This window comes from Streptomyces sp. NC-S4 (assembly GCF_054353315.1).
The window spans coordinates 2,758,434-2,781,745 of record NZ_CM135937.1 but is presented as its reverse complement, the minus strand read 5'-3'; the positions used below and the strand labels follow the sequence as shown (position 1 = coordinate 2,781,745).

22 protein-coding genes are annotated in these 23,312 nt (G+C 72.0%); 11 read left to right on the top strand and 11 right to left on the bottom strand.

Annotated features, from left to right (window positions below):
- Positions 1-283 precede the first annotated feature (283 nt).
- Complete coding sequence (locus ACXNSR_RS12110) at positions 284-2,839, bottom strand: PIG-L family deacetylase (protein ID WP_458642072.1); 2,556 nt, start codon at positions 2,837-2,839, stop codon at positions 284-286.
- Between the two features lie 215 nt (positions 2,840-3,054).
- On the opposite strand from ACXNSR_RS12110, the gene ACXNSR_RS12105 reads away from it, so the two are divergent.
- From ACXNSR_RS12105 to ACXNSR_RS12085, 5 genes are all read left to right on the top strand, one after another.
- Positions 3,055-6,042 carry a bifunctional [glutamine synthetase] adenylyltransferase/[glutamine synthetase]-adenylyl-L-tyrosine phosphorylase gene (locus tag ACXNSR_RS12105; RefSeq protein ID WP_458643280.1) on the top strand — a complete coding sequence of 996 codons (2,988 nt, stop codon included), beginning with the start codon at positions 3,055-3,057 and terminating at the stop codon, positions 6,040-6,042.
- 106 nt (positions 6,043-6,148) lie between these two features.
- Positions 6,149-6,649: a hypothetical protein gene (locus ACXNSR_RS12100; RefSeq protein WP_458642071.1), complete on the top strand. Its 501-nt coding sequence runs from the start codon at positions 6,149-6,151 to the stop codon at positions 6,647-6,649.
- 30 nt (positions 6,650-6,679) lie between these two features.
- Positions 6,680-7,987: a hypothetical protein gene (locus ACXNSR_RS12095; protein ID WP_458642070.1), complete on the top strand. Its 1,308-nt coding sequence runs from the start codon at positions 6,680-6,682 to the stop codon at positions 7,985-7,987.
- A gap of 29 nt (positions 7,988-8,016) precedes the next feature.
- Entirely contained in the window at positions 8,017-8,511 is a 495-nt protein-coding gene (locus tag ACXNSR_RS12090; RefSeq protein ID WP_458642069.1) for a hypothetical protein, read from the top strand.
- Positions 8,512-8,513: 2 nt separating this feature from the next.
- A complete protein-coding gene (locus tag ACXNSR_RS12085) occupies positions 8,514-8,975 on the top strand; it encodes a hypothetical protein (RefSeq protein ID WP_458642068.1) in 462 nt (153 codons plus the stop codon).
- Positions 8,976-9,044: 69 nt separating this feature from the next.
- Here ACXNSR_RS12085 and ACXNSR_RS12080 read toward each other — a convergent pair whose 3' ends face one another.
- The 7 genes from ACXNSR_RS12080 to ACXNSR_RS12050 form a co-directional block, all read right to left on the bottom strand.
- Entirely contained in the window at positions 9,045-9,833 is a 789-nt protein-coding gene (locus ACXNSR_RS12080; RefSeq protein WP_458642067.1) for a CAP domain-containing protein, read from the bottom strand.
- Between the two features lie 484 nt (positions 9,834-10,317).
- Positions 10,318-10,599: a hypothetical protein gene (locus ACXNSR_RS12075; protein WP_458642066.1), complete on the bottom strand. Its 282-nt coding sequence runs from the start codon at positions 10,597-10,599 to the stop codon at positions 10,318-10,320.
- 39 nt (positions 10,600-10,638) lie between these two features.
- Positions 10,639-10,911 (bottom strand): hypothetical protein, encoded by a 273-nt coding sequence (locus ACXNSR_RS12070; RefSeq protein WP_458642065.1) that lies wholly within the window; start codon positions 10,909-10,911, stop codon positions 10,639-10,641.
- Positions 10,912-10,961: 50 nt separating this feature from the next.
- Positions 10,962-11,486: a CAP domain-containing protein gene (locus ACXNSR_RS12065; RefSeq protein WP_458642064.1), complete on the bottom strand. Its 525-nt coding sequence runs from the start codon at positions 11,484-11,486 to the stop codon at positions 10,962-10,964.
- Between the two features lie 187 nt (positions 11,487-11,673).
- Positions 11,674-13,053, bottom strand: coding sequence for a hypothetical protein (locus tag ACXNSR_RS12060; protein ID WP_458642063.1), 1,380 nt, complete (start codon positions 13,051-13,053; stop codon positions 11,674-11,676).
- A gap of 40 nt (positions 13,054-13,093) precedes the next feature.
- Positions 13,094-13,939 carry a helix-turn-helix domain-containing protein gene (locus tag ACXNSR_RS12055; protein ID WP_458642062.1) on the bottom strand — a complete coding sequence of 282 codons (846 nt, stop codon included), beginning with the start codon at positions 13,937-13,939 and terminating at the stop codon, positions 13,094-13,096.
- A 205-nt stretch (positions 13,940-14,144) separates the two neighbouring features.
- Entirely contained in the window at positions 14,145-14,621 is a 477-nt protein-coding gene (locus ACXNSR_RS12050) for an ATP-binding protein (protein WP_458642061.1), read from the bottom strand.
- Between the two features lie 91 nt (positions 14,622-14,712).
- On the opposite strand from ACXNSR_RS12050, the gene ACXNSR_RS12045 reads away from it, so the two are divergent.
- From ACXNSR_RS12045 to ACXNSR_RS12020, 6 genes are all read left to right on the top strand, one after another.
- The gene (locus ACXNSR_RS12045; RefSeq protein ID WP_458642060.1) at positions 14,713-15,561 is read left to right on the top strand and encodes a helix-turn-helix domain-containing protein; all 849 of its coding nucleotides are present in this window, start codon (positions 14,713-14,715) and stop codon (positions 15,559-15,561) included.
- Positions 15,558-15,818: a DUF397 domain-containing protein gene (locus ACXNSR_RS12040; RefSeq protein ID WP_458642059.1), complete on the top strand. Its 261-nt coding sequence runs from the start codon at positions 15,558-15,560 to the stop codon at positions 15,816-15,818. Before ACXNSR_RS12045 ends, ACXNSR_RS12040 begins: the two co-directional genes overlap by 4 nt.
- A 5-nt stretch (positions 15,819-15,823) precedes the next feature.
- Positions 15,824-16,951: a hypothetical protein gene (locus tag ACXNSR_RS12035; protein ID WP_458642058.1), complete on the top strand. Its 1,128-nt coding sequence runs from the start codon at positions 15,824-15,826 to the stop codon at positions 16,949-16,951.
- Between the two features lie 43 nt (positions 16,952-16,994).
- Complete coding sequence (locus tag ACXNSR_RS12030) at positions 16,995-17,492, top strand: N-acetyltransferase family protein (protein WP_458642057.1); 498 nt, start codon at positions 16,995-16,997, stop codon at positions 17,490-17,492.
- 128 nt (positions 17,493-17,620) lie between these two features.
- Entirely contained in the window at positions 17,621-19,690 is a 2,070-nt protein-coding gene (locus tag ACXNSR_RS12025) for a phosphocholine-specific phospholipase C (protein ID WP_458642056.1), read from the top strand.
- Positions 19,691-19,755: 65 nt separating this feature from the next.
- On the top strand, positions 19,756-20,187 hold the full coding sequence (locus ACXNSR_RS12020; protein ID WP_458642055.1) for a GNAT family N-acetyltransferase: 432 nt from the start codon (positions 19,756-19,758) through the stop codon (positions 20,185-20,187).
- Positions 20,188-20,189: 2 nt separating this feature from the next.
- Here ACXNSR_RS12020 and ACXNSR_RS12015 read toward each other — a convergent pair whose 3' ends face one another.
- From ACXNSR_RS12015 to ACXNSR_RS12005, 3 genes are all read right to left on the bottom strand, one after another.
- Entirely contained in the window at positions 20,190-21,089 is a 900-nt protein-coding gene (locus tag ACXNSR_RS12015) for a phosphatase PAP2 family protein (RefSeq protein WP_458642054.1), read from the bottom strand.
- Between the two features lie 81 nt (positions 21,090-21,170).
- Entirely contained in the window at positions 21,171-22,193 is a 1,023-nt protein-coding gene (locus ACXNSR_RS12010; protein ID WP_458642053.1) for a DUF389 domain-containing protein, read from the bottom strand.
- Positions 22,194-22,262: 69 nt separating this feature from the next.
- Positions 22,263-23,294, bottom strand: a complete 1,032-nt coding sequence (locus tag ACXNSR_RS12005; RefSeq protein ID WP_266597331.1) for a LacI family DNA-binding transcriptional regulator — start codon at positions 23,292-23,294, stop codon at positions 22,263-22,265.
- Positions 23,295-23,312: the final 18 nt, after the last annotated feature.

Genomic DNA, 23,312 nt, shown 5'->3' with positions numbered 1-23,312 from the left:
CGTCGAACAGTCAGAGAGAGGGCGAATCGACGGACTTGGTTCACCGAATCGGCGGATGTATACGTGCTGTTCCGGAACAATATGCGGACGCTATTCGTCCGCCTATGTACGCCCCGGCCTAGGTCGTCTCTTTCGGATCTTGTCGGCCGAGCCCGCGGCGTCCGGTGCCGTGGCCGGCAAGGCGGAGGTGCGCGCCGTGTACTGGACGTACTCGGGCGCCCCGACAACGCGGCCGGGTGCGGTGCCGGGCGTCGCGGGCCCGGCAAGATCCGAAAGAGACGGCCTAGGGGAACGGAGGGGCGTTGCGCGGGCCCACCGGCTGCCACGGTGCCAGGTGCGCGTTCGGCGCGTCGGCCGAGGAGGTCACGTACAGCCGCGCGTCGAGCCCCACCACCGCCAGGCTGACCAGGCTCTTGCCGGTCATCGTCGAGGAGGGCGCGCCGACGAACATCAGCGGGGACCGTTCCCACGGCTGCCCCGGACCGGCCTCCGAGCCCAGCTGGCCGCCCGCCGTGCGGCCCGCCAGCACGTGTCCGCTCGCCGTCACCGAGCCGAAGCCCTGGAGGCCGCCGAGGTCGGTCATCTGGCTCACCTTCAGCCCGCCCTCACCCGTGATCAGGGCGGTACGGACATTGCCGGAGCCGGGCTTGCGGAACCACAGCCGGACCCCGCCCTCGCGGCCGTCCGCGGTCAGCGGGAGCGTGGTGTCGGGCAGCCCGGTGGCCGTGACCTGGCCCAGCGGGGCGCCCGGCTTCGGCTGCACCCAGCCCACCACCGACTTGGAGGTGGCGGAGAACACCATGCGCCGCCCGGCGCCGTCGGTCGCGGTGGCCGGCGAGCCGTGCAGGTCGGTGCCGCCGTACTTCTCCCAGGGCCCCCAGCTGCCGTCCGCCCGCTGCACCCGGCCGCGCAGGCCGTACGCGCCGTCGCGGACGTACGCCGCCAACTGGCCGGTGCCGTCGACCGATACGGCCGGCGCGCTGATGTCGGAGGTCCAGGTCTCGTCCGCGGTCTCGGGGGTACCGAGCGACTGCCACTCCGTGAACTCCTCCGCCCCCGGCCGCTTCTGGACGACGTACACGACCTCGCGCCTGTAGTCGGTGGGCTTCGCGCCGAAGGAGGTACGGGTGCCGAAGGCGGCTATCCGGCCGTCCGCCAGGGTCACGGTGCTCACGCCCGGGTCCATGCCGGTGCCGGGGAGCAGGTCCGGGCCCTTCCAGCGGCCGACGGGACCGGGCCGGTGCCAGAGCGCCACCTGGCCGTCGAGCACCTTGAAGGCCCACAGTCCGTGTTCCGCGTCGGAGGTCAGCCAGCTGGTGCTGGTGCCGCGGGTGTAGTTGATGGTGTCGGACCACCGCTTGCCGCCGGGCTGGTCGGCGACCTTGAGATCGCCGCAGCCGGCCGGGCTGTTGCAGTGGTTCTGCTGGTCGAGCCAGGCGTAGGTGCCCAGGATGTCCAGCTTCTCCTTGGCCTCTTCCGGGTCCAGGGTGCTGGGGAGCGACCCGTTTATGTAGCCGGAGTAGTTCTGCACCGCGAAGTGCGGGCGGTCGGTGACGTTCTGGGCGTAGGCGGCGGTGGCCATCTGTACGAACCGGGCGCCGTAGAAGTGGTCCTGGTGGTCGGCGTACCGCTTGGTGTCGGGATGCCGGCCGGGGGTCGGGTCCTGGGAGCGGACGGTGGTCGGCCGGTACTGCTCCAGGATGCCGATGAGGGTCTGGACGAACTGGTCCTTGGTGTACGAGAACTTCTGCTGGACCGGGCTGCCGGACGCGAGCATCGAGTCCAGGCGCGGAACCTTGCCGTCCCACAGGCCGTGCAGGCTGTCCGGGACGTTGTCGTTGACGCTGCCGGCCTCGCGGAGCTGCAGCCAGACGAGGTTGACCTGGGGCTTGGCGACGAGGACGTCGACCTCGGCCTGGCCGCCGCCCTTGGTCGGGACGACGGTGCGCGTCCAGGGGCTGCCGCGGTCGCCGGTGGCCATCTTGGCGTAGGCGGCGCGTATGCCGTTCTGGCGGGCTTCGGCGTAGGCGGGCTTGTCGGGCTTGGTGACGGCGGCCTTGGCGGAGCCGGCGTTGATGCCGTCGGCCTCGCCGGAGGTCAGGTAGACGGAGGTGACGGGACGGCCGGCGGATATGGAGTACCGCAGGTCCGGGTTCATGAAGTACAGGTCGTCGTCGGGGTGCGCGATGACCTGGAGCACCCGGCCGGGGTCGGGCGGCTCGGGGGCGGGGGTGCGGGTGCCGGCGGCCTTGTCGGGGGCGGTGGAGGAACCGAGGCGGTCGAGGAGTTCGTCGCCCCGGAACACGAGGAGACCGCCGACGGCGGTGACCACGCAGACGGCGACGACCTTGACGAGGCGGCCCCGGCGGCGCCGACGGGGGCGGGCCCCGCCCTTGCCGCGGGCGAGGCGGGGCGCCCGTCGCCGGCTGTCGGCGGCTCCGGCGGGCTCTGCGGCTTCGGCGGGCTCGGCGGGCTCGGCCGGGGCGGGCCCGCCGACGGGTCCGGCCGCATCGACCGCATCGACCGCATCGGCCTCATCGACCGCGTGGCCCGCATGGCCCGCATTCGCCGAGTCGGCCCGCGGCGGGGCCTGGTGACCCTGCCGGGTCGGGTGCGCGTGCGGGTACGCGTGCTGCTGCGGGTGTCCCTGGTGCGGCTGTTGCCCCGGATACGGCCGGCGCTCCGGGTGCCCCTCGTATCCCTGCTGCGCTTCGTGCCCCTGCCGCCCCTGCCACCCCTGGTGCGTGTGCTCGGACGGCCAGGGCTGCTGCCCCCACGCGGATCCCGTCGGCGCATCCTGCGGGTCCCGGGCCCCGGGGCCCTGCCAGGAGTCGGACATGAGGCTCCTTCTGGCAGGACGGCGGCGTGTACCCCGATGATGCGACGAGTAATCCGGTGATCGGAGAATTCTTGGCATCGTATGCGCGTTGAGTCGAACATTTGATCCGGACACGCCCAAATCTGCGCTGCGGCCCGGGCGGGACTCCGCCGACAGGCCCCAGGGCCTAGGCTCAGGAACAGGCAGTGGCAGCGACAACCGCGGGAGGCGGCGGGATGACGGTCCCGGGACGCAGGAGCAGCACCTTCATCCGGCTGCTTCGCAGCGGCTTCACCGACCCCTCCGCCGCCGCCCGGCTGCTCGACGCCGACGCGCTCGCGGCCGTACGCACCGATCCCGTGCTGCTCGACGCCCTCGGCGCGACGGCCGACCCCGACCTCGCCCTCCTCGGGCTCGTCCGGCTCGCCGAGGCCCAGCCCGACGGCGAGCTGCCCGGACTCCTCGACACCCTCGTCAGCGCCAAGCCGCTGCGCGACCGGCTGCTCGGCGTGCTGGGCGCCTCCGAGGCCCTCGGCGACCACCTCGCCCGCCACCCCCGCGACTGGCTCGGCCTCGTCACGTACGAGGCCGCCGACCTGCACCCCGGACTGGCCGAGTTCGAGCGCGGCCTCGCCGACGCCCACGACCCCGTCGGCCTGCGCGTCGCATACCGCCGCTGCCTGCTCTCCATCGCCGCCCGCGACGTCTGCGGCACCATCGACGTCGCCCAGACCGCCGCCGAGCTCGCCGACCTGGCCACCGCCACCCTCCGCGCCGCCCTGCGGATCGCCACCGCCGCCGCCCCCGAGGACGCGGCCCTCTGCCGCCTCGCCGTCATCGCGATGGGCAAGTGCGGCGGCAACGAGCTGAACTACGTCTCCGACGTCGACGTCATCTTCGTCGGGGACGCGGCCAACGGCGCGGACGAGGGCAAGGCCCTCCAGGCCGCCACCCGCCTCGCCTCGCACCTGATGCGGATCTGCTCGGAGACCACCGTCGAGGGCACCATCTGGCCCGTCGACGCCAATCTCCGCCCCGAGGGCCGCAACGGCCCCCTCGTCCGCACCCTCGCCTCCCACCTGGCCTACTACCAGCGCTGGGCCAAGACCTGGGAGTTCCAGGCCCTCCTCAAGGCCCGCGCCGTCGCCGGCGACGAGGCCCTGGGCGCCGAGTACATCGCCGCCATAAGCCCGCTGGTCTGGCAGGCCGCCGAACGCGAGAACTTCGTCGCCGACGTCCAGAAGATGCGCCGCCGCGTCGTCGACAACATCCCCGCCGCCCACGTCGACCGCGAACTGAAGCTCGGTCCCGGCGGCCTGCGCGACGTCGAGTTCGCCGTGCAGCTGCTCCAGCTCGTGCACGGCCGCAGCGACGCCACCCTGCACTCCGGCACCACCCTCGACGCCCTGCACGCCCTCGCCGCCGGCGGCTACGTCGGCCGCGCCGACGCCGCCCAACTGCACGACGCGTACCGCTTCCTGCGCGCGATGGAGCACCGCATCCAGCTCTACCGGCTGCGCCGCACCCACCTCGTCCCCGAGGACGAGAACGACCTGCGGCGCCTCGGCCGCTCCATGGGCCTGCGCACCGAGCCCGTCGCCGAACTCAACAAGGCCTGGCGCCGGCACGCCTCCGTGGTCCGGCGCCTGCACGAGAAGCTCTTCTACCGGCCGCTGCTCGACGCGGTCGCCCAGCTCACCCCCGGCGAGACCCGGCTCTCCCCGCGCGCCGCCGGCCAGCGCCTCGAAGCCCTCGGCTACGCCGACCCGACCGCGGCCCTGCGCCACCTCGAAGCCCTCGCCTCCGGCGTGACCCGCAAGGCCGCCATCCAGCGCACCCTGCTGCCGGTGATGCTCGGCTGGTTCGCCGACTCCGCCGACCCGGACGCCGGCCTGCTGAACTTCCGCAAGGTCTCCGACGCCCTCGGCAAGACCCCCTGGTACCTGCGCCTGCTGCGCGACGAGGGCGCCGCCGCCGAGAACCTCGCCCGCGTCCTGTCCGCCGGGCGCCTCGCCCCCGACCTGCTGATGCGCGCCCCCGAGGCCGTGGCCCTGCTCGGCGACCCCGAAGGCCTGGAGCCCCGTACGCACGAGGCCCTGGAGCAGGAGGTCCTCGCCGCCGTCGGCCGCGCGGAGAACCCCGAGGCCGCCGTCGCCGCCGCCCGCGGCGTGCGCCGCCGCGAGCTCTTCCGCACCACCGCGGCCGACATTATCGGCTCGTACGGTACGGAGGACAACCCTGCCGAGGAGGACCACGGAGCCCTCGTCGACCGGGTCGGCGGAGCCGTCTCCGACCTCACCGCCGCCACCGTCGCCGGGGCCCTGCGCGCAGCCGTCCACAGCCACTACGGCGACACGCTGCCCACCCGCTTCGCCGTCATCGGCGTCGGCCGCTTCGGCGGCCACGAACTCGGCTACGGCTCCGACGCAGACGTCCTGTTCGTCCACGAACCCCGCGAGGGCGTCGACGAACAGGAGGCCGCCAAGGCCGCCCAGACCGTCATCGCCGAGATGCGCAGGCTGCTCCAGCTGCCCACCACCGACCCGCCGCTGCTCATCGACGCCGACCTGCGCCCCGAAGGCCGCTCCGGCCCGCTGGTGCGCACGCTCGCCTCCTACGCCGCCTACTACCGGCGCTGGTCCCTGACCTGGGAGAGCCAGGCCCTGCTGCGCGCCGAACCGGTGGCGGGCGACCCCGACATCGGCGCCCGCTTCATCGAGCTGATCGATCCGCTGCGCTACCCGATGGAGGGGCTCGGCGAGGACGCCGTGCGCGAGATCCGCCGGCTCAAGGCCCGCATGGAGTCGGAGCGCCTGCCCCGCGGGGCCGACCCGACCCTGCACACCAAGCTCGGCCGCGGCGGCCTCAGCGACGTCGAGTGGACCGTCCAGCTGATGCAGATGCGGCACGCCTGGGCCGAACCGGGCCTGCGTACCACCCGTACCCGCGAGGCCCTGGCGGCCGCGCACGCGGCCGGCCTGATCCCGACCGAGGAGGCGCAGATCCTGGACGAGGCCTGGATCCTGGCGACCCGGGTCCGCAACGCCGTGATGCTGGTGCGCGGGCGCGCCGGGGACACCTTCCCGACCGAGGCCCGCGAGCTGGCGGCCGTGGGCCGCTACCTCGGCTACGCCGAAGGGACGGCCGGGGAGATGCTGGACGACTACCGCCGCATCACGCGCCGGGCCCGGGCGGTGGTGGACGAGTTCTTCTACGGCGCGTAGGCCGCCCCTTCCGGATCCCGCCGGGCCGCGTCGTCGAACAGGCCAACTCTGGCCCGTGGTTTCGCGATTTGCATATGATCACCCTCAACTACGGGGAGGCGTGACCATGTCAGATGATCCCGGCCAGGTGGACATGCGGTTGAACAGCGGGCCGCCGCCGGCGGTTCCTTACGTTCCGGGGGTCACTCCCAAGTCGCCCGGCCCGTACGCTCCGGGCGTCACCGCGCCGACGGTGGTTCCGTACGCTCCGGGCGTCACCCCGCCGTCGTCGGGGCTGTTCCTTCCGGGCGGCAAGGACTTCGCCTCGACGCCCGCGGAGAAGCGGGCGGCCGCGGACACGATCGAGAACGAGCTGGAGCACGCCACCAAGACGGCCACTGAGCACGCGGACGGCGTCACCGGCGACGCCCGGAAGGGCTTCGAGGGCTGGGAGACGGCCGTCGGCCTGAAGAAGGTGGCGGACACGTGGGAACAGCAGGTCAAGACCTTGATGGGCCGCCTCGCCGGGGAGAAGGCGGCGCTGCGGACCGCCTCGGGCTACATCGCCGGCAATGACATCAGCCTGGGTGGCCAGTTCGCGTCGCAGTCGCAACTGCACGGGATGTAGGGGGCTGCGGTGCTGACCTACTACGAAATCATGACCACGGACCTGGGCCTGCTGACGACGGCCGCCGCCAAGTGGGATTCGATGGCGGGCGAGCTGAAGAAGGTGGAGACCCGCTACGGGGACACCGTCCAGAAGATCACCATGGGGGACGACTGGGTCGGTGTCAGCGCCCAGGCGGCACGGACGAAGTTCACGGCGACCCGCTACGAGTACTCCGCCGCGCAGAACCAGGCCAAGGCGGTGGCGAGCCTGTTACGGGGCGCCCACGAACAGCTCGTCGACCTCAAGAAGAAGCTGGAGAGCGCCCGCGACGACGCGGTCGCCGCCGGTATGACCGTCTCGGAACAGGGGCGCGTCGCCTTCGACTACTCCAAACTGACGCCCTCCGAGCGCAGCGCCTACCACCATGACCCGGACGGCCAGGAGGCCGTCCGCACCGCGGTCGGCAAGTGGCAGAAGCACATCGACGACCGGGTCAAGGCGGCCTCCGATGCCGACCAGCACATCAAGGACGCCCTCGTGGCGGCCGTGCACGACAGCAACAGGGACGCCCTGGGGCACGGCAGCGGCGCCGACGAGACCCTCACCGGCTTCAACAACTACGCCGAGGGCGACCTGGCGAAGGCCAAGAAGCTCGACGAGGCCGACATCAGGACGAAGACCGACACCTGGGACGTCGGCTGGAGCACCACCGGCCCGGGCCAGTACGGCAAGGAGGCCTCGATCAAGGCCTACGCCGACCTCTTCCACGGCACCGCGAAGGGAGAGGGGAGCCTCGGGCCGATGCAGCTCTCCGGGATCGCCGACATCTACGGCGGCGCCCGAGGCACCGCGAACTTCGGCTTGACCGACAAGGGTTTCGTGGCCAAGGCCGAGGGATCCGCCGGAATCCGGGCACTGGCCGAGGGCCGGGCAGGAGGCGAGTACCAGAGCGCCTACGGGCGGGCCGAGGGATTCGTCGGCGGCGAGCTCAGCGGCAGCGTCAAGATCACCAAGGAAGAGGTGACGGTCGGCGGCAAGGCGTTCGCCGGGGCCAAGGGTGGTGTCGCCGGGGGCGTGGAGTCCGGTGGCATCGGCGTCGGCGTGACCGCCGAAGGATGGGCGGGTCCCGGTGCCGAGGCATGGTGGGGCTACAAGAAGGACGAGGAGACCGGGGTGTGGAAGCTCGGCGGCAAGGCCGGTGCCTCGCCCCTCCTCGGCGGCTCCATAGGCCTGGAGATCACCGTCGATCCCGAGAAGGTGGCCAAGACCGCCGGTGAGGTGGCCGACGCGGTGGGCGATACGGCACACGCGGTCGGCGACGCCGCCGGTGACCTCAAGGACTGGTTGCTCGACTGATGTCCGATTCCATGGAAGGAGGGCACGGGATGCCCACGACACTGCCGGTGCCGATCGAGTTCCGGCTGCCCGAGGGCTGGCTCCCGGCCCGTCCGGAGGGGTTCGACCCGGGGGTGGCCTTCGCCGCGGTGCATCCGCGGCCGGACGCCGGGTTCACCGCCAACATCACCATCGACGGCGGGTTCCCGAAGGACGGGGTGACCCTGGCCGAGATCGCCGACGCATCGGTGGAGCAGCTGCGCGGGTTCGCCGAGTCGGTGGAGGTGGTCCACCGCCGCGAGGTCGGTTCCGAGGACGCGCCCGCCCTGACCCAGCGGCTGAGCTTCTCGGCCGTGGCCGACGGCGTCCGCCGCGAGCTCGTCCAGTCCCAGGTGTACCTGTCCCTCGTGGACACCGGGGACCCGCACAAGCGGGCGATGATCCGCCTGGCCCTGACCGCCACCACGGCCCAGCACGACGAAGTCCTGGAACAGTTCCAGGAGTTCGTACGCTCGGTGCGTCCGGACAAGGGGCCGGTGAGCTGACCGTGGGTTTCTGGGACAAGCGCACGGGCACTCGGTACCCGGCCCGTGACATGACACCGGGGGCCGCCGAGGAGCTTCGGGAGGCGTTGCTCGCGCTGGGCGGGCCGGACGGGCTGTTCGCCGTCCGCGAGGGCACCCCGCGCGAACGTGCCGACCTGGTGGTGGAGTGCCGCGTCAGAGAGATGCGGCTGACGCTCAAGACCAGCATGCGACTGGTCCCCGCGAAGCACGAGGTGCGCGTGCTCGAAGAGCGGTGGGAGCCCGCACTGGAGCACTCCGGCGAGCAGTACGGCCGGGGGCCGGGGAAGGCCGTCTACCGGCAGTGGGAGTCCCAGCGGGGCGCCGACGGCCGCCGCCGCAAGGTGGAGACGTTCCGCTTCGACACGGGGCTGGTGAGGAACCCCCTGCAGAACACGGTCCTCAGGGCGGGCTGGACCTGGCGCGGAGTGCTGTTCAGGCTCTGACCGCAACGGGCGGAGCGGACCTCGGGCCCGTACGGGGTCCGAGGTCCGCTCCACCGGGGTGGCACGGGGTCAGCGCGCCGTGCCGAAGTCCTGCGTCCAGTAGTAGCCGGGCTGAGCCAGGCCGATACCGATCTCCTTGAAGGAGCAGTTCAGGATGTTCTCCCGGTGGCCCTGGCTGTTCATCCAGCCCTCCATGACCTTCTCGGGGGTGCTGTAGCCGTAGGCGACGTTCTCGCCGTACGTGCTCCAGGTGTACCCGGCGCGGGTGATCCGCGCGCCCGGGTCCGAGCCGTCCGAGCCGGTGTGGGACATGTTGCTGTGGGCGGCCATGTCGGCGCTGTGGTCCTGCGCGGCCTTCGTGAGCTTCGCGTTCAGGGAGACGGCCTGGCAGCCGGCGGCGGCGCGCTCCTGGTTGACGAGCGCCAGGACCTGGGCGACGTCGCCGGAGGCCGGCGGGGCGGCCGGCTTCGACGGCTGGGGCGCCTGCGGCTTCTTCGTGGCGACCGGCGGCTTCGCGGGCTTGGGCTGCGCGGGCGGCGTGGTCTGCGTGACGGGCGGCGTGGTCGCGGCGGGGCTGCTGGGGGAGGCCTCGGAAGGGCTGCTGCTCGGCGTCTCGCTCGGGAGCGGCGCGTCCACGGGTGCCAGGGCGGTCGGAGTGGCCGACGGCGTCTGCTGCCACTGCCACGGGCGCTGCTGCTGGTGGCTCGCGGTCCGCGCCCAGTTGCCGCGGCCGTTGGCGTCGCCGTTGTCCTGGCCGTCGAAGCAGGCCATGGCGGCGGTGGGAACACCCACGATGGCGAGCGCGCCGACGCCGATGACTATTTTCTTGTAGGACGTCTTCTTCCGATGCTTCTGCATGCCTGACCTCATTCAGTGATCGCGAAGCTTCCGGCGCCGGAATCACGGGGCGCCGAAGAGGCCGCCATTCTTAAAAGCCTCTGAATGGCCTGGCAAGTTTCCGCTGATCACGAGCCTGCGGCGGTCGGCGCGCGGCTTGAAACGGGACCGTGATCGTGCATCATCACGATTTGGTCACTCCCGCAACCGTCTGAGGAGCGGTCAGAAACGGCTGTGACCTGGCAGGTCGGGGAGAGGTCCACCGGTATCGCGCATTCCGTTTCCGGCGGAGAGGGGAATGTCGATTCCAAAAGGGACAAATATCGAAATGTCGGCGGGTTAACGCTCCGTCAAGAAAGCCCGCCCCCGAGCGGCGCACCGTGACGCATGTCACTGTTTCGCGGCCGGCCGGCCGGCCGGGCGGCCGGGCGCGCGGGCGGCCGACCGCCGGGACAGAGTGAAGCGCCCGTCTCCCCGCAGAGGGGAAACGGGCGCTCCGATCGGTCTAGCGCGGTTCCAGGGCCGCCTGCCGACAGGCCCCGCTCGCGGCACCACCGGGCACACCGGCCGCGGTCAGGCCGCTCGCGCAGCCCTGGAGGTCGCCGCTCACGCCCTGCCGGCAGGCCGCCGTGACGGCGTCGGTGACCTCGGCACCCGCCTGCGCGGCCATGTTCGTGCAGGCGGGGATGTCCGCGTGGGCGGCCGGGGCGACGAGGGCCGCGCCGCCGAGGGCGAGGGTCAGGCCGGTGAGCACACCGGCGATACGGGTCGACGTGGACGTGCGCATGGGGCACACACCTGCTCTCGGAAACGAGTGGCGGAACTCCTACTCGGGGGCCACCCGGCAGGCGCTCACGGAGGTCCCGTTGGTGACACCTGCGGCGGTCAGGTCGGACACGCACTTCTCGTTGTCGCCGGTCAGGCCGACGTAGCAGGCCATTCGGACGGAGTCCGGGGCCTCGCCGCCCTGCAGCTCGCGCTCGACCTGGTTGATGCAGGCCGTGACGTCCGCGTGGGCGGCGGGGGCCGCGAAGGCGGCGCCGCCGAGGGCGAGGGTCAGGCCGGTGAGCACACCGGCGATACGGGTCGACATGCGCATGGGGACGTACCTGCTCTCCGAATCGGTTCGGTGCTGGACCGGCTGTACGGCTACCTCGACTGGACGGCGAAGAGCTCGACGGCGTACTCGCCGCTCGTGCCGATCCCGGTCTGCTTGTACGTGCAGTTCAAAATGGCGGCCCGGTGCCCCCTGGTGCTGGCCATCCAGCCGTCGACGTGGGACTTGGAGGAGTGGTGGCCCGGTCCGGAGACGTTCTCCGAGGACGGTCCTGCGGGCGAGTAACCGGCCTTCTCCATGCGGGACAGGTCACTGGACCCGTCCGAGCCGGTGTGCGCGGTCAGCCCGTTCGCCGCCATGTCGTCGGCGTGCGCCTGGGCGGCCGCCGCGAGCCGCGGATCCACCGTCAGGGGATCACAACCGGCCTTCTCCCGCTCGGCGTTGACCAGTGCGAGGATCTCGTCCGGCGAGGACTGCTGCACGCTGCGGGTGACGGAGGCCGATCCCGATGTGGCCGCCGGAACGGCGAGCGCGGTGGCCGCGCCGCCGAGCACGAGCAGCGGGACGGTACAGGCGGCGGCGCACGCGCGACGGATCCGGCTGTTCTTGGTACGCATCAGAGTTTTCCCCTCGTCGGGGGTCGTGGGGAGCCGCCCGTGGTACCCGGCGCTCGGGGGCGGGGCGCCGCGCGGCCTGCACAGGGACGTGCACGGCCCACAGGCTCCTGCGGGGGCACGCGCCTCCCTCCACCGTACGACCGGTGGCTCTTCCCCACGACCGGGGAACCGGCGAGCCCCCTCAGCCTCAGCCCGCCCGCACCGCCGCGGTGCGGGCCACGCCCGCCAGGTCGAGCAGCCGGTGCACGGTCCCGGACGGCAGGGCCGGATTCGCCGCCGCGGACCGGGCGGAGCCGGGCACGGTGAGTCTCCGCAGGAGCTCCTCGGCCGGCAGCCTCGGGTCCCGTAGCGCCCAGCAGCCGACGTCCGGGTCGTCGACCAGCCTCATCACGAGGTCCGGGCCGCCGTCCGGATCGTGGAGGGCCGCGCGGCGCAGCCGCGGGCCGGGGTGGTCGACGTAGCGGGCGAGGCCGGGCCTCGCGAAGTTCGGATGGAAGCGCAGGGAGTCCCACTTCAGGCCGTGCCAGTAGGTGTACATCTCCACGACCAGCTCGTGCGGAGCCTTGTCGCCGTACTCGCACAGGGTGAGCTTGACGAAGAAGTCCTCGTCCCGGGCCAGCAGGTCCACCACATCGGCGGGGAGCTGCGGTTGCATGGCGATGCTCCGCCGCAGCAGGACGTGCCCGGAGGCGGCGGCCCGACGCGCGACGGCCGGCTCGTGGCCGCGCTCCACGACCCAGCGGGGCGGCACGTGATAGCCGTGCGGCACCACGTACGCGAGGGCCGACCGCTGCTCCTCGGTGAGGTCCTCGCGCATCGACAGCGCGAGGACGACCGCGTCGTCGGGGTCCTCGGCGAGCCGCAGCGCCAGCGCGAGCGGGACGTCCGGATCCTGGGCCGCGGCCCGGCGCACGGCCGGGTCGTCGCTGCCCACCCGCTCCTCGGGCGTGGGCGCGGCCGGCTCCGGGAGGGCTTGCGCCCCGTCGGACAGGATCGCGGCGACGGCTTCCCGGACCTCGGGCTCGGGGTCGGCGAGCAGGGCCTCCCGCACGGTGCCCGAGAGGTGCGGCCACAGCTCCGGGGAGAGGGCCGCTTTGCGCACCCGGGCGTCCTCGTCCTCGGCGAGGCGTGCGCGCACGTTCAGGGGGAGGCCCCACTGCGTGGCCATCGCCCGCACCCGGGCCTCGCTGTCACCGGCCAGGACCTCGGGCACCCCCTCGGGCATGCCCCGGCCGAAGTCACCGCCGATGGCGGCGTACACGAACCGGACCCGGGGCGACGGATCCCGGGCCAGCGCCGCGAGCGCGTCCACGTCGGCCGAGCCGTTCTCGATCACCGCGAGCCGGTGCTCGATCAGGGGGGAGGCGACGGCGGCGGCCGTCATCTCGTGGTCCAGGGTGAGTGACTGGAGCCAGCGGGCGTGACTGCCTTCGTCGTCGGCCGACAGCAACCGCTCGAACGCCGACCCGGTCAGCGCGGGATTCCACCGCAGCCCCCCGAGCCAGGCCTCGACGATCTCGCCGGTCACGCGGTCGTCCGGAAACAGGTCCCCACCCAGGTCGGTCATCCGGCCATTGTCCCCCGGGGGCGTGGGGGCCCGGACGGCGTCAGGCTGCCGGGGCCGCTGCCGCACAGCGGGTGCACCGCCCCGGGGCGGGGGAGCGGAAGGCGCGGTCGCAGTCCTCGCACGCGTGGAACGGGTGGACCTCGCCGTCGGGGAGCACGGGGTGCGTCGCCCCCCAGGGGTCCGGGAGCCGGGGCGGCAGCTGTTCGCGCAGGCGGTGGGCGAGCAGGGCGGCCGGGGAGTGGATCGCCGTCTGCGGCAGCGCACGCGTCAGCGCGGCGGTGACCGCGCCCGGAACGAGCCCGCGCTCCAGCCACAGCGCCGCGGCGGGCGCCAGCCGGACCGTGTCGCGCTCGGAGAGGAACAGCCGTGGATCGCGCAGCCGCAGCCGGGCCAGCAGCTCCCGGGCCTGGAGCTCCAGCTCCGGGACCTCCTCCTCCGGGACCTCTTCCGCAGCAGGTCCGGCTTCGGGCTCCGGGTCCGGGTCCGGGCCGGGCTCCGGGGACGGCTGCGGCTCGCGGCGCCCACGGTGCGCCTCCGCCGACAGCCTGGCGGGCGGGTTGTTGTACGAGACCGTGAAGGTCACGACACGCCCGGACGGAAGCCGTTCCTTGAGACGCGCCAGGTAGCCGTACGTCTCCAACTCGCGCAGGGCGGCGGCGATACGGACCTCGCCCTCCGGGAAGCGCTCGGCCAGGGCCTTGATGGTGACCTTGCTGCCTGTCGGGAGGGACTGGATGTGCGTGGCCAGCCCGATCGCCGTCATGCTCAGCTCACGGTGCTGGGCGAGGTGGTTGCCGATCTTGACGTAGCCGCGGCGGTGGTCGTGGTTGATGTGCCGGATGCCCGACGAGGCGCGCGCAGGCGCGCTAAGCTGCTGGTCAGCCATGGGGGAAGGGTTCTCTTCCGCTGTGGTCAGGCCCTCGCTCGGGATGCCAGTCCCGTACGAGGGCCGTACGCGTTTTATGGGGTTGTCGGGAGCCAGAGTGCCCGGCGAATTGTCATATGCGCCAGCCCGGTTGGGGTGATTCACCCGACCGAGTGAGAGGGGAGGGGGAGGTATGGAGAGGTTATTTCCCCCGGTTATTTGATCCTTAGGCGTCGTGTGCGACCGGTGATCGACCCACCGGGTCGTGGAAACCTCGATCCGGTGAAATCGGACTCCCCAAATCCATTTCCGCCCATACGGTTTTCAGGGGCGCGGGCCCGTGATCGACCCCCCAACGCGTGGCGAACGCGGCGACCAGGACCAGCCCCCGCCCCGATTCCGCCCCCGGCGCCGCCGGTGCTGCGGGCGGCGTGAACTCCCGCTTGGTGTCCGACACTTCGATACGCAGCGTAGGCCCGTCCGTGATCCGCAACGCGAGCCGGAAGTTCCGCCCCGGCACCCGCCCGTGGGTCACGGCATTCGCAGCCAGCTCGGCGACGACCTGCGCGGCGTCCTCGAACGGAAGGTGTTGTTCCGCGAGTTGGGTGACGGTGAGGGCGCGGGCGGCGCGTGCTCCGCGCGGGGTGGACGGGAGCGTGGCGACGAGGCAGGTTTCCTGATTCACGTGACTCAGCGTGGCCATCCGTGCGTAACCTGAACAGAGTTGAGGGCGCTGTGTACGACGGCTGTCCAAGCTCGTCCCGTGGTGTCCTCCCGGTCCAGCGGAGGTGGCAGTGAGTACGGACGGCACGGACGAGTCGAGCTGGGAACTCGACCCCGAGGACGAATCCGGGGCGGTGATCGCCGCGGTGGGGCGTCAGCTCAAAATGTGGCGTGAGGCGAGCGGGCTCGATCGTTCCAAGTTCGGTGAACGGATGGGATACGGCGCCAATCTGATCTACAAGATCGAGCGTGGTGCGCGTATTCCGCGTCCGGAGTTCATGGACAAGGCGGACGAGGTTCTGGGGGCGGGTGGGAAAATCGCCGCGATGAAGGAGGACATTCAGCGGGCGCGGTATCCGAAGAAGGTTCGGGATTTGGCCAAGCAGGAAGCCCAGGCCGTGGAGATCGGCTCATACGAGAACGTCGTGGTGACGGGTCTGCTCCAGACGGAGGAGTACGCCCGCGCCCTGTTCGGGCTGAGGCGCCCGGGCTTCTCGGAGGACGAGATCGAACGCCTGATTGCGGCGAGGCTGGCACGCCAGAAGCTCCTTCGACGGCATCCGGCCCCGCTGCTGACGGTCGTGCAGGAAGAGGCTGTCCTCCGACGGCCCATCGGGGGCAAGATGGTGTTGCGCCACCAACTGGAGCATTTGTTGGAGGTGGGGAGTCTCCGCACCGTGGAGATCCAGGTGATGCCCACGGTGGTCGAGGACCACTCGGGTCTTGGCGCATCCTTCACGGTCATGCGCCTGAAGGACGGAACGACAGTCGGACACAACGAAGTTCAGCTGGCCAGCCGCTTGATCACCGAGCCGAAAGAGGTCCAGGTCCTGGACATGCGCTATGGCATGATCCGAGCACAGGCTCTGACGCCGCGAGCATCGCTGACGTTCATTGAGAAGCTACTGGGGGAGACATGAGCATCAAGCCGTCAGGCATGGGCGTCTCAGAGCTGGCGTGGGTCAAGAGCAGTTACAGCACCGCCGACGGCCCCAATTGTGTCGAGGTCGCCTGGACCAAGAGCAGCTACAGCGCCAGCGACAGCAACGAGTGCGTCGAGGTCGCCCACACCCCCGCCGTCGTCCTCGTCCGGGACTCCAAGCGTCCCGAGTACGCCCGGCTCGCGCTCACCCCGGCCGCCTGGAGCGGTTTCGTCGCCCACGCCGTCACCTCGTGAAACGGGTGGATGCTGCCGTCGAGGCCGTGCAGCGGTACCGGCGGCCGGATCCGGCGTGCTGGGACGTCGTGGTCGAGGCGGTCTGTTCCGAGGCGTCGAGCTACGACGCCGACTACACGCTGATCCAAGCAGGCACGGCCGTCACCCGGCATGCCGACCGGATCGCCGAGGACCTCCGCCGTCATCAGGGGTCCTTCGGGACCGCCGTCGGCCACGGCGTGCACGTGCGCGCCTTCGCCCTCGCCGGGATGGGCGACCTGCGGGCCCTGCCGGCCCTCCGGCACCTCGCGGAGCACGGCGGGCTCTCCTCCAGCCGGACGGAGGCCCAGATCATGGCCGCGCTGCCCGCCGCCGAGCTGGCTCCGCTCATGCTGACCAAGCTGCGGCGCGACCGCGACGACTACCACGGCAACACCACCACCCTCGAACTCCTCGCGCTCTGCGGTGCGGCCGCCGCGTCCGCCGTGCCCGAGGTGGCCCGGCGCCTGGACATGCCGTACGCCTACGACGCGATGCGCGTCCTCGGCCGGATCGGGCCCGCCGCGGCCGCCGCCGCGGACCGGCTGGCCGCTTACGCGACCGGGCGCGACCCCCGTACGCGCCGCCAGCACCCCCGCCGCGCCGCCTGGGCGCACTGGCGGGTCACCGGCGATCCCGCCCTCGCCCTCGACGTGTGCGGAGCTGCCGTGCGATCCGGGTCGGGAAGCCACGGCCTGCCCTTCCTCGCCGATCTAGGCCCGCTTGCCGTCGCCCACGCGGACGCCGTGCGCGGCCTGCTGGACTCGCCCGGTGCCTGGACCCGGGTGGCCGCCGCGCACGCGTACTGGCGGATCACCGGGGACCCGGAGCCCGCCGTACCCGTACTGCTGGCCGAGGTGGACCCGGCCTGGGCGGGGCATCCGGCCGTGCCGGTGCAGGAGGCCGTCCGCCGCCTCGGGGAGATCGGGGCCCCGGCCGCCGCCGCGGCGCCGCTGCTGGGCCGGATCCTGGCGCAGGAGGAACGGCTCCGGTACCCCCTCGCGCGGGCACGGATCCTGGCGGACGCGGACTACGTCCGCACCCTCACCGAGGCCCTGGCACGGATCGCCCCAAGCGCGGTCGACAGCCCCGTACCGACCCCCGAGCGGGTCTGACATTCCCGAGTGCCCCGGGACGTAGCGGGGTTACGGTGAGCGCATGTTCACAGTGCGCCGCGCCGGCCCGTACGACGGGGACGACCTCGGTGAGATCCACGCCGCGGCCTGGGAGGCGGCCTACGCCCCCTTCTTCGAGCCCGGGTTCGCCGCGGACGGTGTCCGCAGCAGGCGAACGCGGTGGCACGACAGGGTCGGGCGGGCGGACACCCCGATCCTGCTGGCCGAACACGACGGACGTCCCCTCGCGCTGGCCGCCTTCAGGGCGTCCTCGACCCGACCCGGCGCGGCCGAGATCCTCTCCTTCTACAGCCATCCCGACGGCTGGGGCAGCGGCATCGCGGCCGCGCTGATGACCGGGACGCTGGCGCACCTGCGCGAGGACGGGTTCGTCCGGACCCACCTGTGGACCCTGCGCGACACCGCGCAGTCCCGCCGCTTCTACACCAAGTGCGGCTTCGCCGAGAGCGGTGCCGTCCGCCCCTTCGACTTCGGCGACGGCAAACCCCTCACCCAGGTCGAGTACGAGCGCGCGTGTTGACCCCTCCTGGCCCGCCGTTCGCCTGACGTACCCGCAGCCGTCACATCGGGCTTGCCCTGCGGTACGCCGGGCACGCTGTTCTGAAGAGCGCTCAAGCATCCTCGAACAGAGCAGAGGTCCTTCTCGCCATGGCAGAACTCAACCGCCGCCGTTTCCTCCAGCTCACCGGCGGTGCCGCCGCCCTGAGCCTGCTCAACGAGAGCATCGCGCGCGCCGCCGCCATCCCCGCGCAGGGGACGACCGGCACCATCGCCGATGTCGAGCACATCGTGGTCCTGATGCAGGAGAATCGTTCCTTCGACCACTACTACGGCGCACTGCGCGGTGTCCGCGGCTTCGGCGACCCGCGCCCGGTGACCCTGCCCAGCGGCAAGTCCGTCTGGCACCAGACCGACAACGCGGGCAAGGAGACGCTGCCCTTCCGCCCGCCGTCCGACGACCTCGGCATGGAGTTCCTCCAGGGCCTCAACCACGACTGGGCCGGCGGCCAGAGCGCCTTCAACAAGGGCAAGTACGACAACTGGGTGCCCGCCAAGACGCCCGCCACCATGGCGTACCTGACGCGCGACGACATCCCGTTCCACTACGCCCTCGCCGACACGTTCACCATCTGCGACGCCTACCACTGCTCCTTCATCGGCTCGACCGACCCCAACCGCTACTACCTCTGGTCGGGCCACACCGGCAACGACGGCACCGGCGGCGGTCCGGTCCTCAACAACGCCGAGGCCGGCTACGGCTGGACCACCTACCCCGAGCGCCTGGAGCAGGCCGGCATCTCCTGGAAGGTCTACCAGGACATCGGCAACGGCCTCGACGCCGCCGGATCCTGGGGCTGGATCGACGACGCCTACCGCGGCAACTACGGCGACAACTCGCTCCTCTACTTCAACAACTACCGCAACGCCCAGCCCGGCAACCCGCTCTTCGACAAGGCCCGCACCGGCACCGACGCCCGCACCGGCGAGGGCTACTTCGACCGGCTGCGCGCCGACGTCGCCGCCGGCACCCTGCCCCAGGTCTCCTGGATCGCCGCCCCCGAGGCCTTCAGCGAGCACTCCAACTGGCCCTCCAACTACGGCGCGTGGTACATCGCGCAGGTGCTGGACGCGCTGACCTCCAACCCCGACGTGTGGGCCCGTACCGCGCTGTTCATCACCTACGACGAGAACGACGGCTTCTTCGACCACGTCGTCCCGCCGTACGCCCCGGCCAATGCCAACCAGGGCCTGTCGACCACGCCGACCGCCCTCGACGTCTTCCCCGGCAGGACCGGCTACGTCGCCGGACCGTACGGGCTCGGCCCGCGCGTCCCGATGCTCGTCGTCTCGCCGTGGAGCACCGGCGGCTACTCCTGCTCCGAGACCTTCGACCACACCTCCGTGATCCGCTTCATGGAGAAGCGCTTCGGGGTGCACGAGCCCAACATCTCGCCGTGGCGCCGCGCCGTCTGCGGTGACCTGACCTCGGCCTTCGACTTCGCCCGCCAGGACACGGCCACGGTGTCGCTGCCCGACACCGGCGCGTGGCAGCCGCAGGACCGCGAGCGCCACCCCGACTTCCGGGCCACCCCGCCGGCCGTGGGCAGCATGCCGCGCCAGGAGAAGGGCCAGTGCCGCACCCGCCCGCTGAAGTACGCCCCGTACGTCGACGGCGCCGCGCTCACCGGCGAGGGCAAGTTCAAGCTGACCTTCAGCGGCGGCCCGGACCTGGGCGCGCAGTTCTACATCACCGCGGCCAACCGGACCGACGCCCCCTGGACGTACACCACCGAGGCCGGCAAGTCGATCTCGGACACCTGGAACACCCGCTACTCGGCCGGCGCCACCGACCTGACCGTCCACGGCCCCAACGGCTTCCTACGCGGCTTCCGCAACCCGGGCACCACCCCCGGCCCCGAGGTCACCGCCCGCCACAACGCCACCACGGGCAACCTGGACCTCACCCTCACCAACGCCGGGGCGTCGACGGCGACCCTCACGATCACCAACGCCTACGGCGGCGGCCCCAAGCGCCTCACCGTCGCCAAGGGCGCCACCGTCACCTACAGCGTCTCCCTGAAGAACACCCGACGCTGGTACGACGTGACGGTCACCGCGTCCGAGTTCGCGGACTTCGGCCGCCGCTTCGCCGGCAAGGTCGAGACCGGCGCGGCCGGCCTGTCGGACCCGGCGATCCTCACGAACCAGGGCTCCTGACCCCCCGGCCCGCCCGCGGGGATATGCGCTGGCACGGGACGAGCGGTCGCTGGTTGGATGCCGGGATGAACGCTCACCTTCCCGACGGATACGAGATCTCCACCGACGCCGCCCGACTGGACGTCGGACTCGTCCACCGGTGGCTGTCCGAGGACGCGTACTGGGCACTCGGCCGCAGTCGGCAGAAGCAGGAGGACGCCATCGCGGGCTCCTTGAACTTCGGCCTCTACGACCGGGCCTCCGGCGCCCAGCTCGCGTACGCCCGCGTCGTCACCGACCGGGCCACCTTCGCCTGGCTCTGCGACGTCTACGTCGATCCGGGAGCCCGCGGCAAGGGGCTCGGCGGTGCCCTCGTCGACGCGGTCTGCGCGCACCTGGAGCCGTACGGGCTGCGCCGGGTGCTGCTCGCCACCGCCGACGCGCACGCCGTCTACGCCCGGGCGGGCTTCGAGACCCTCACCACGCCCGGGAAGTGGATGGCGCTGGGGCAGCAGTAGCCTCAGGCGCGGGTACGGACCCGGACCCGGTTCAGCAGTTCCGCGGCCGGGTGCGGGCCCGTGTGCTCGGGGTGGCGGGGCATGCGGTGGGCGAAGGAGCCGTACCAGGACCGCGAGACCGTGTAACCGAAGGCCAGGCAGATCATGCCGCCCACGGCGTCGAGCCAGAAGTGGTTGGCGGTGGCCACGATGACGACGAGGGTCGCCGTCGGGTAGAGCAGGCCCAGGATCCGGGCCCAGGGGGCCGAGGCGACCGCGAAGATCGTCAGGCCGCACCAGAGCGACCACCCTATGTGCATGGACGGCATCGCCGCGTACTGGTTCGACATCTGCTTGAGGTTGCCGGAGGCCATGGAGCCCCAGGTGTGGTGGACCAGCACGGTGTCGATGAAGTTCTGCCCGTTCATCAGCCGGGGCGGCGCGAGCGGGTAGCAGTAGTAGCCGACCAGGGCGACGCCCGTGGTGGCGAAGAGGACCAGACGCGTGGCGGCGTACCGCCCCGGATGGAAACGGTAGATCCAGACCAGCACGCCGATCGTCACGACGAAGTGCAGCGTGGCGTAGTAGTAGTTCATGCCCACGATCAGCCACGTCACGGAGTTGATCGCGTGGTTGACCGACTGCTCGACGGCGATGCCGAGGGTTTGCTCGGCGCTCCAGATCCAGTCGGCGTTGGCGAGGGCCGCCGCCTTCTGCTCGGGCACCGCGTTGCGGATCAGCGAGTACGTCCAGTAGCTGACCGCGATCAGCAGCACCTCGAACCAGATCCGGGGCCGGCGCGGGGCCCGCAACCGGGTGAGCAGGGTGCGCTCGGACCCCGGGCGGGTCCCGGTCTCCTCGACCACGGTGGGTGATGAGACGTCCGTCCGGGTTTCCAGTGTCTTCACGCTCGATTCACCCATGGGCAGAGAGTCTGCCAGATGCCCTCCCGCCTCCGATCATCCCTCGGTACGGTCTTCTGCGCAGCCGCTCAGACCTGGGTACTACGTCGCCGCCCCGGCCCCCACCTTCCCGGCGACGATCTGCTGTCCGCGGGTCGCGTCGACCACGATCGGGAGGCCGTCGGGGACCTGCCCTTCGAGGTCGTCGAGGAGGTCCGCGATCGGGGGGAGGGCCCCGGGGCTGCGCACGTGGACGTAGAAGGTCCTCGACTGGGCGTCGACCCCGGTCACGGCCGCGCCGGGGCTGGCGGCGAGCCAGCGCTCCGCGGCGGTCCAGGTCCGCGAGGTCCACGCGTTCAGCAGGACCGTGGTCACCGTGTTGGCGCCCAGCGGCAGCAGGACGGCGGTGAACAGCAGCCCGAGCATCACGTAGGCGCGGCGCGGGGCCCGTCCCCGGGCGGGGTGCCCGGCGGCCCGGGTGTAGCCGAGCGCGGCGAATACCACCATGCCGGCGAAGACCATGGCGAGGAGGTTGGACACGAACAGCACGAGTGCGCCCAGCGCGAGCCACCACGAGGCCTGGCCGGCGCACACGCCCGTCACCACGAGCGGCGGTACCAGCGAGATCGCGATCGCCACTCCCGGCAGGACCGCGGCGACGTCCTTGCGGGACAGCGCCACGGCCCCGGCGAAGCCCGTGGCCAGGGCGGCGATCAGGTCGAGGAGCCCGGGGGAGGTCCGGCCGGCGATCTGGCTGTCCGACAGCAGGTCGTAGGCGGGTGGCACCACCAGGGAGGCCGCCGCGCCGATCAGGAGCACCAGCAGGCCGCCGAGCGCCACGAAGGCGAGGGCGGTGGAGCGGCGGCGCTGCACGGCGCCGAGGGCGATGCCCATGATCGGCGTGGAGAGCGGCGCGATGATCATCGCGCCGATGACGGTGGCGGTGGAGTCCGTCAGGATCCCGCACGCGGCGATCACGGCGGACAGCGTGAGCATGGTCCAGAAGGCCGACTGCTTCGCCCGGCTGTCCCCGGACGACAGATCGAGATCCTCCTGGAGGTCCTCCAGGGAACGTCGCTTGTGTTCGGGCAGGACCCTGTCACGCAGCCGGCCGGTCATGGACATCTGCCCAGTATCGGGACCGGGGCGGCCACGCCGCCGCAGGGACACGTCCTGCGGGACGGCCGGGACGGCCTAGTCGCGGCGGCGCTGGCCCGGGCCGGAGGCCGTGGAGCCGCGGACCACCAGTTCGGGGAGGAAGACGAACTCGCTGTGCGGGGCCGGCGTGCCGCCGATCTCCTCCAGCAGGGTGCGGACCGCCGCCTGGCCCATCGCCTGCACGGGCTGGCGGATGGTGGTGAGCGGCGGGTCGGTGAACGCTATGAGCGGGGAGTCGTCGAAGCCGACCACCGACACGTCCTGCGGGACCTTCAGGCCCTGCTGCCGGGCCGCCCGGATCGCGCCGAGCGCCATCATGTCGCTCGCGCACACCACCGCCGTGCAGCCGCGCGAGATCAGCGCGGCCGCGGCGGCCTGGCCGCCCTCCAGCGAGTAGAGGGAGTGCTGGATCAGACCCTCGATCTCGGCCTCGCCGAGTCCGAGCCGCTCCTTCATCCCGAGCCGGAAGCCCTCGATCTTGCGCAGGACCGGCACGAAGCGCTTCGGCCCGACCGCGAGCCCGATGCGGGTGTGCCCGAGCGCGGTCAGGTGGGTGACGGCGAGGACCATCGCGGCCCGGTCGTCGGGGGAGACGAAGGGGGCCTGCACCTTCTCCGAGAACCCGTTGATGAGGACGTACGGGACGCCCTGCCCGCGGAGTTGGTCGTAGCGGCCCATGTCGGCCGTGGTGTCGGCGTGCAGGCCGGAGACGAAGATGATCCCCGAGACCCCGCGGTCGACCAGCATCTCGGTCAGCTCGTCCTCGGTGGACCCGCCGGGCGTCTGCGTGGCCAGTACCGGGGTGTACCCCTGCCGCGTCAGGGCCTGGCCGATGACCTGGGCGAGCGCCGGGAAGATCGGGTTGTCCAGTTCGGGAGTTATCAGACCGACGAGCCCCGCACTGCGCTGGCGCAGCTTCACGGGCCGCTCGTAGCCGAGCACGTCGAGGGCGGCCAGCACGGATTCGCGGGTGCCTGCGGCCACACCGGGCTTGCCGTTGAGCACGCGGCTGACTGTGGCTTCGCTGACCCCCGCCTGGGCTGCGATGTCGGCTAGCCGTGCGGTCACGGGATTGGACTGTACCGG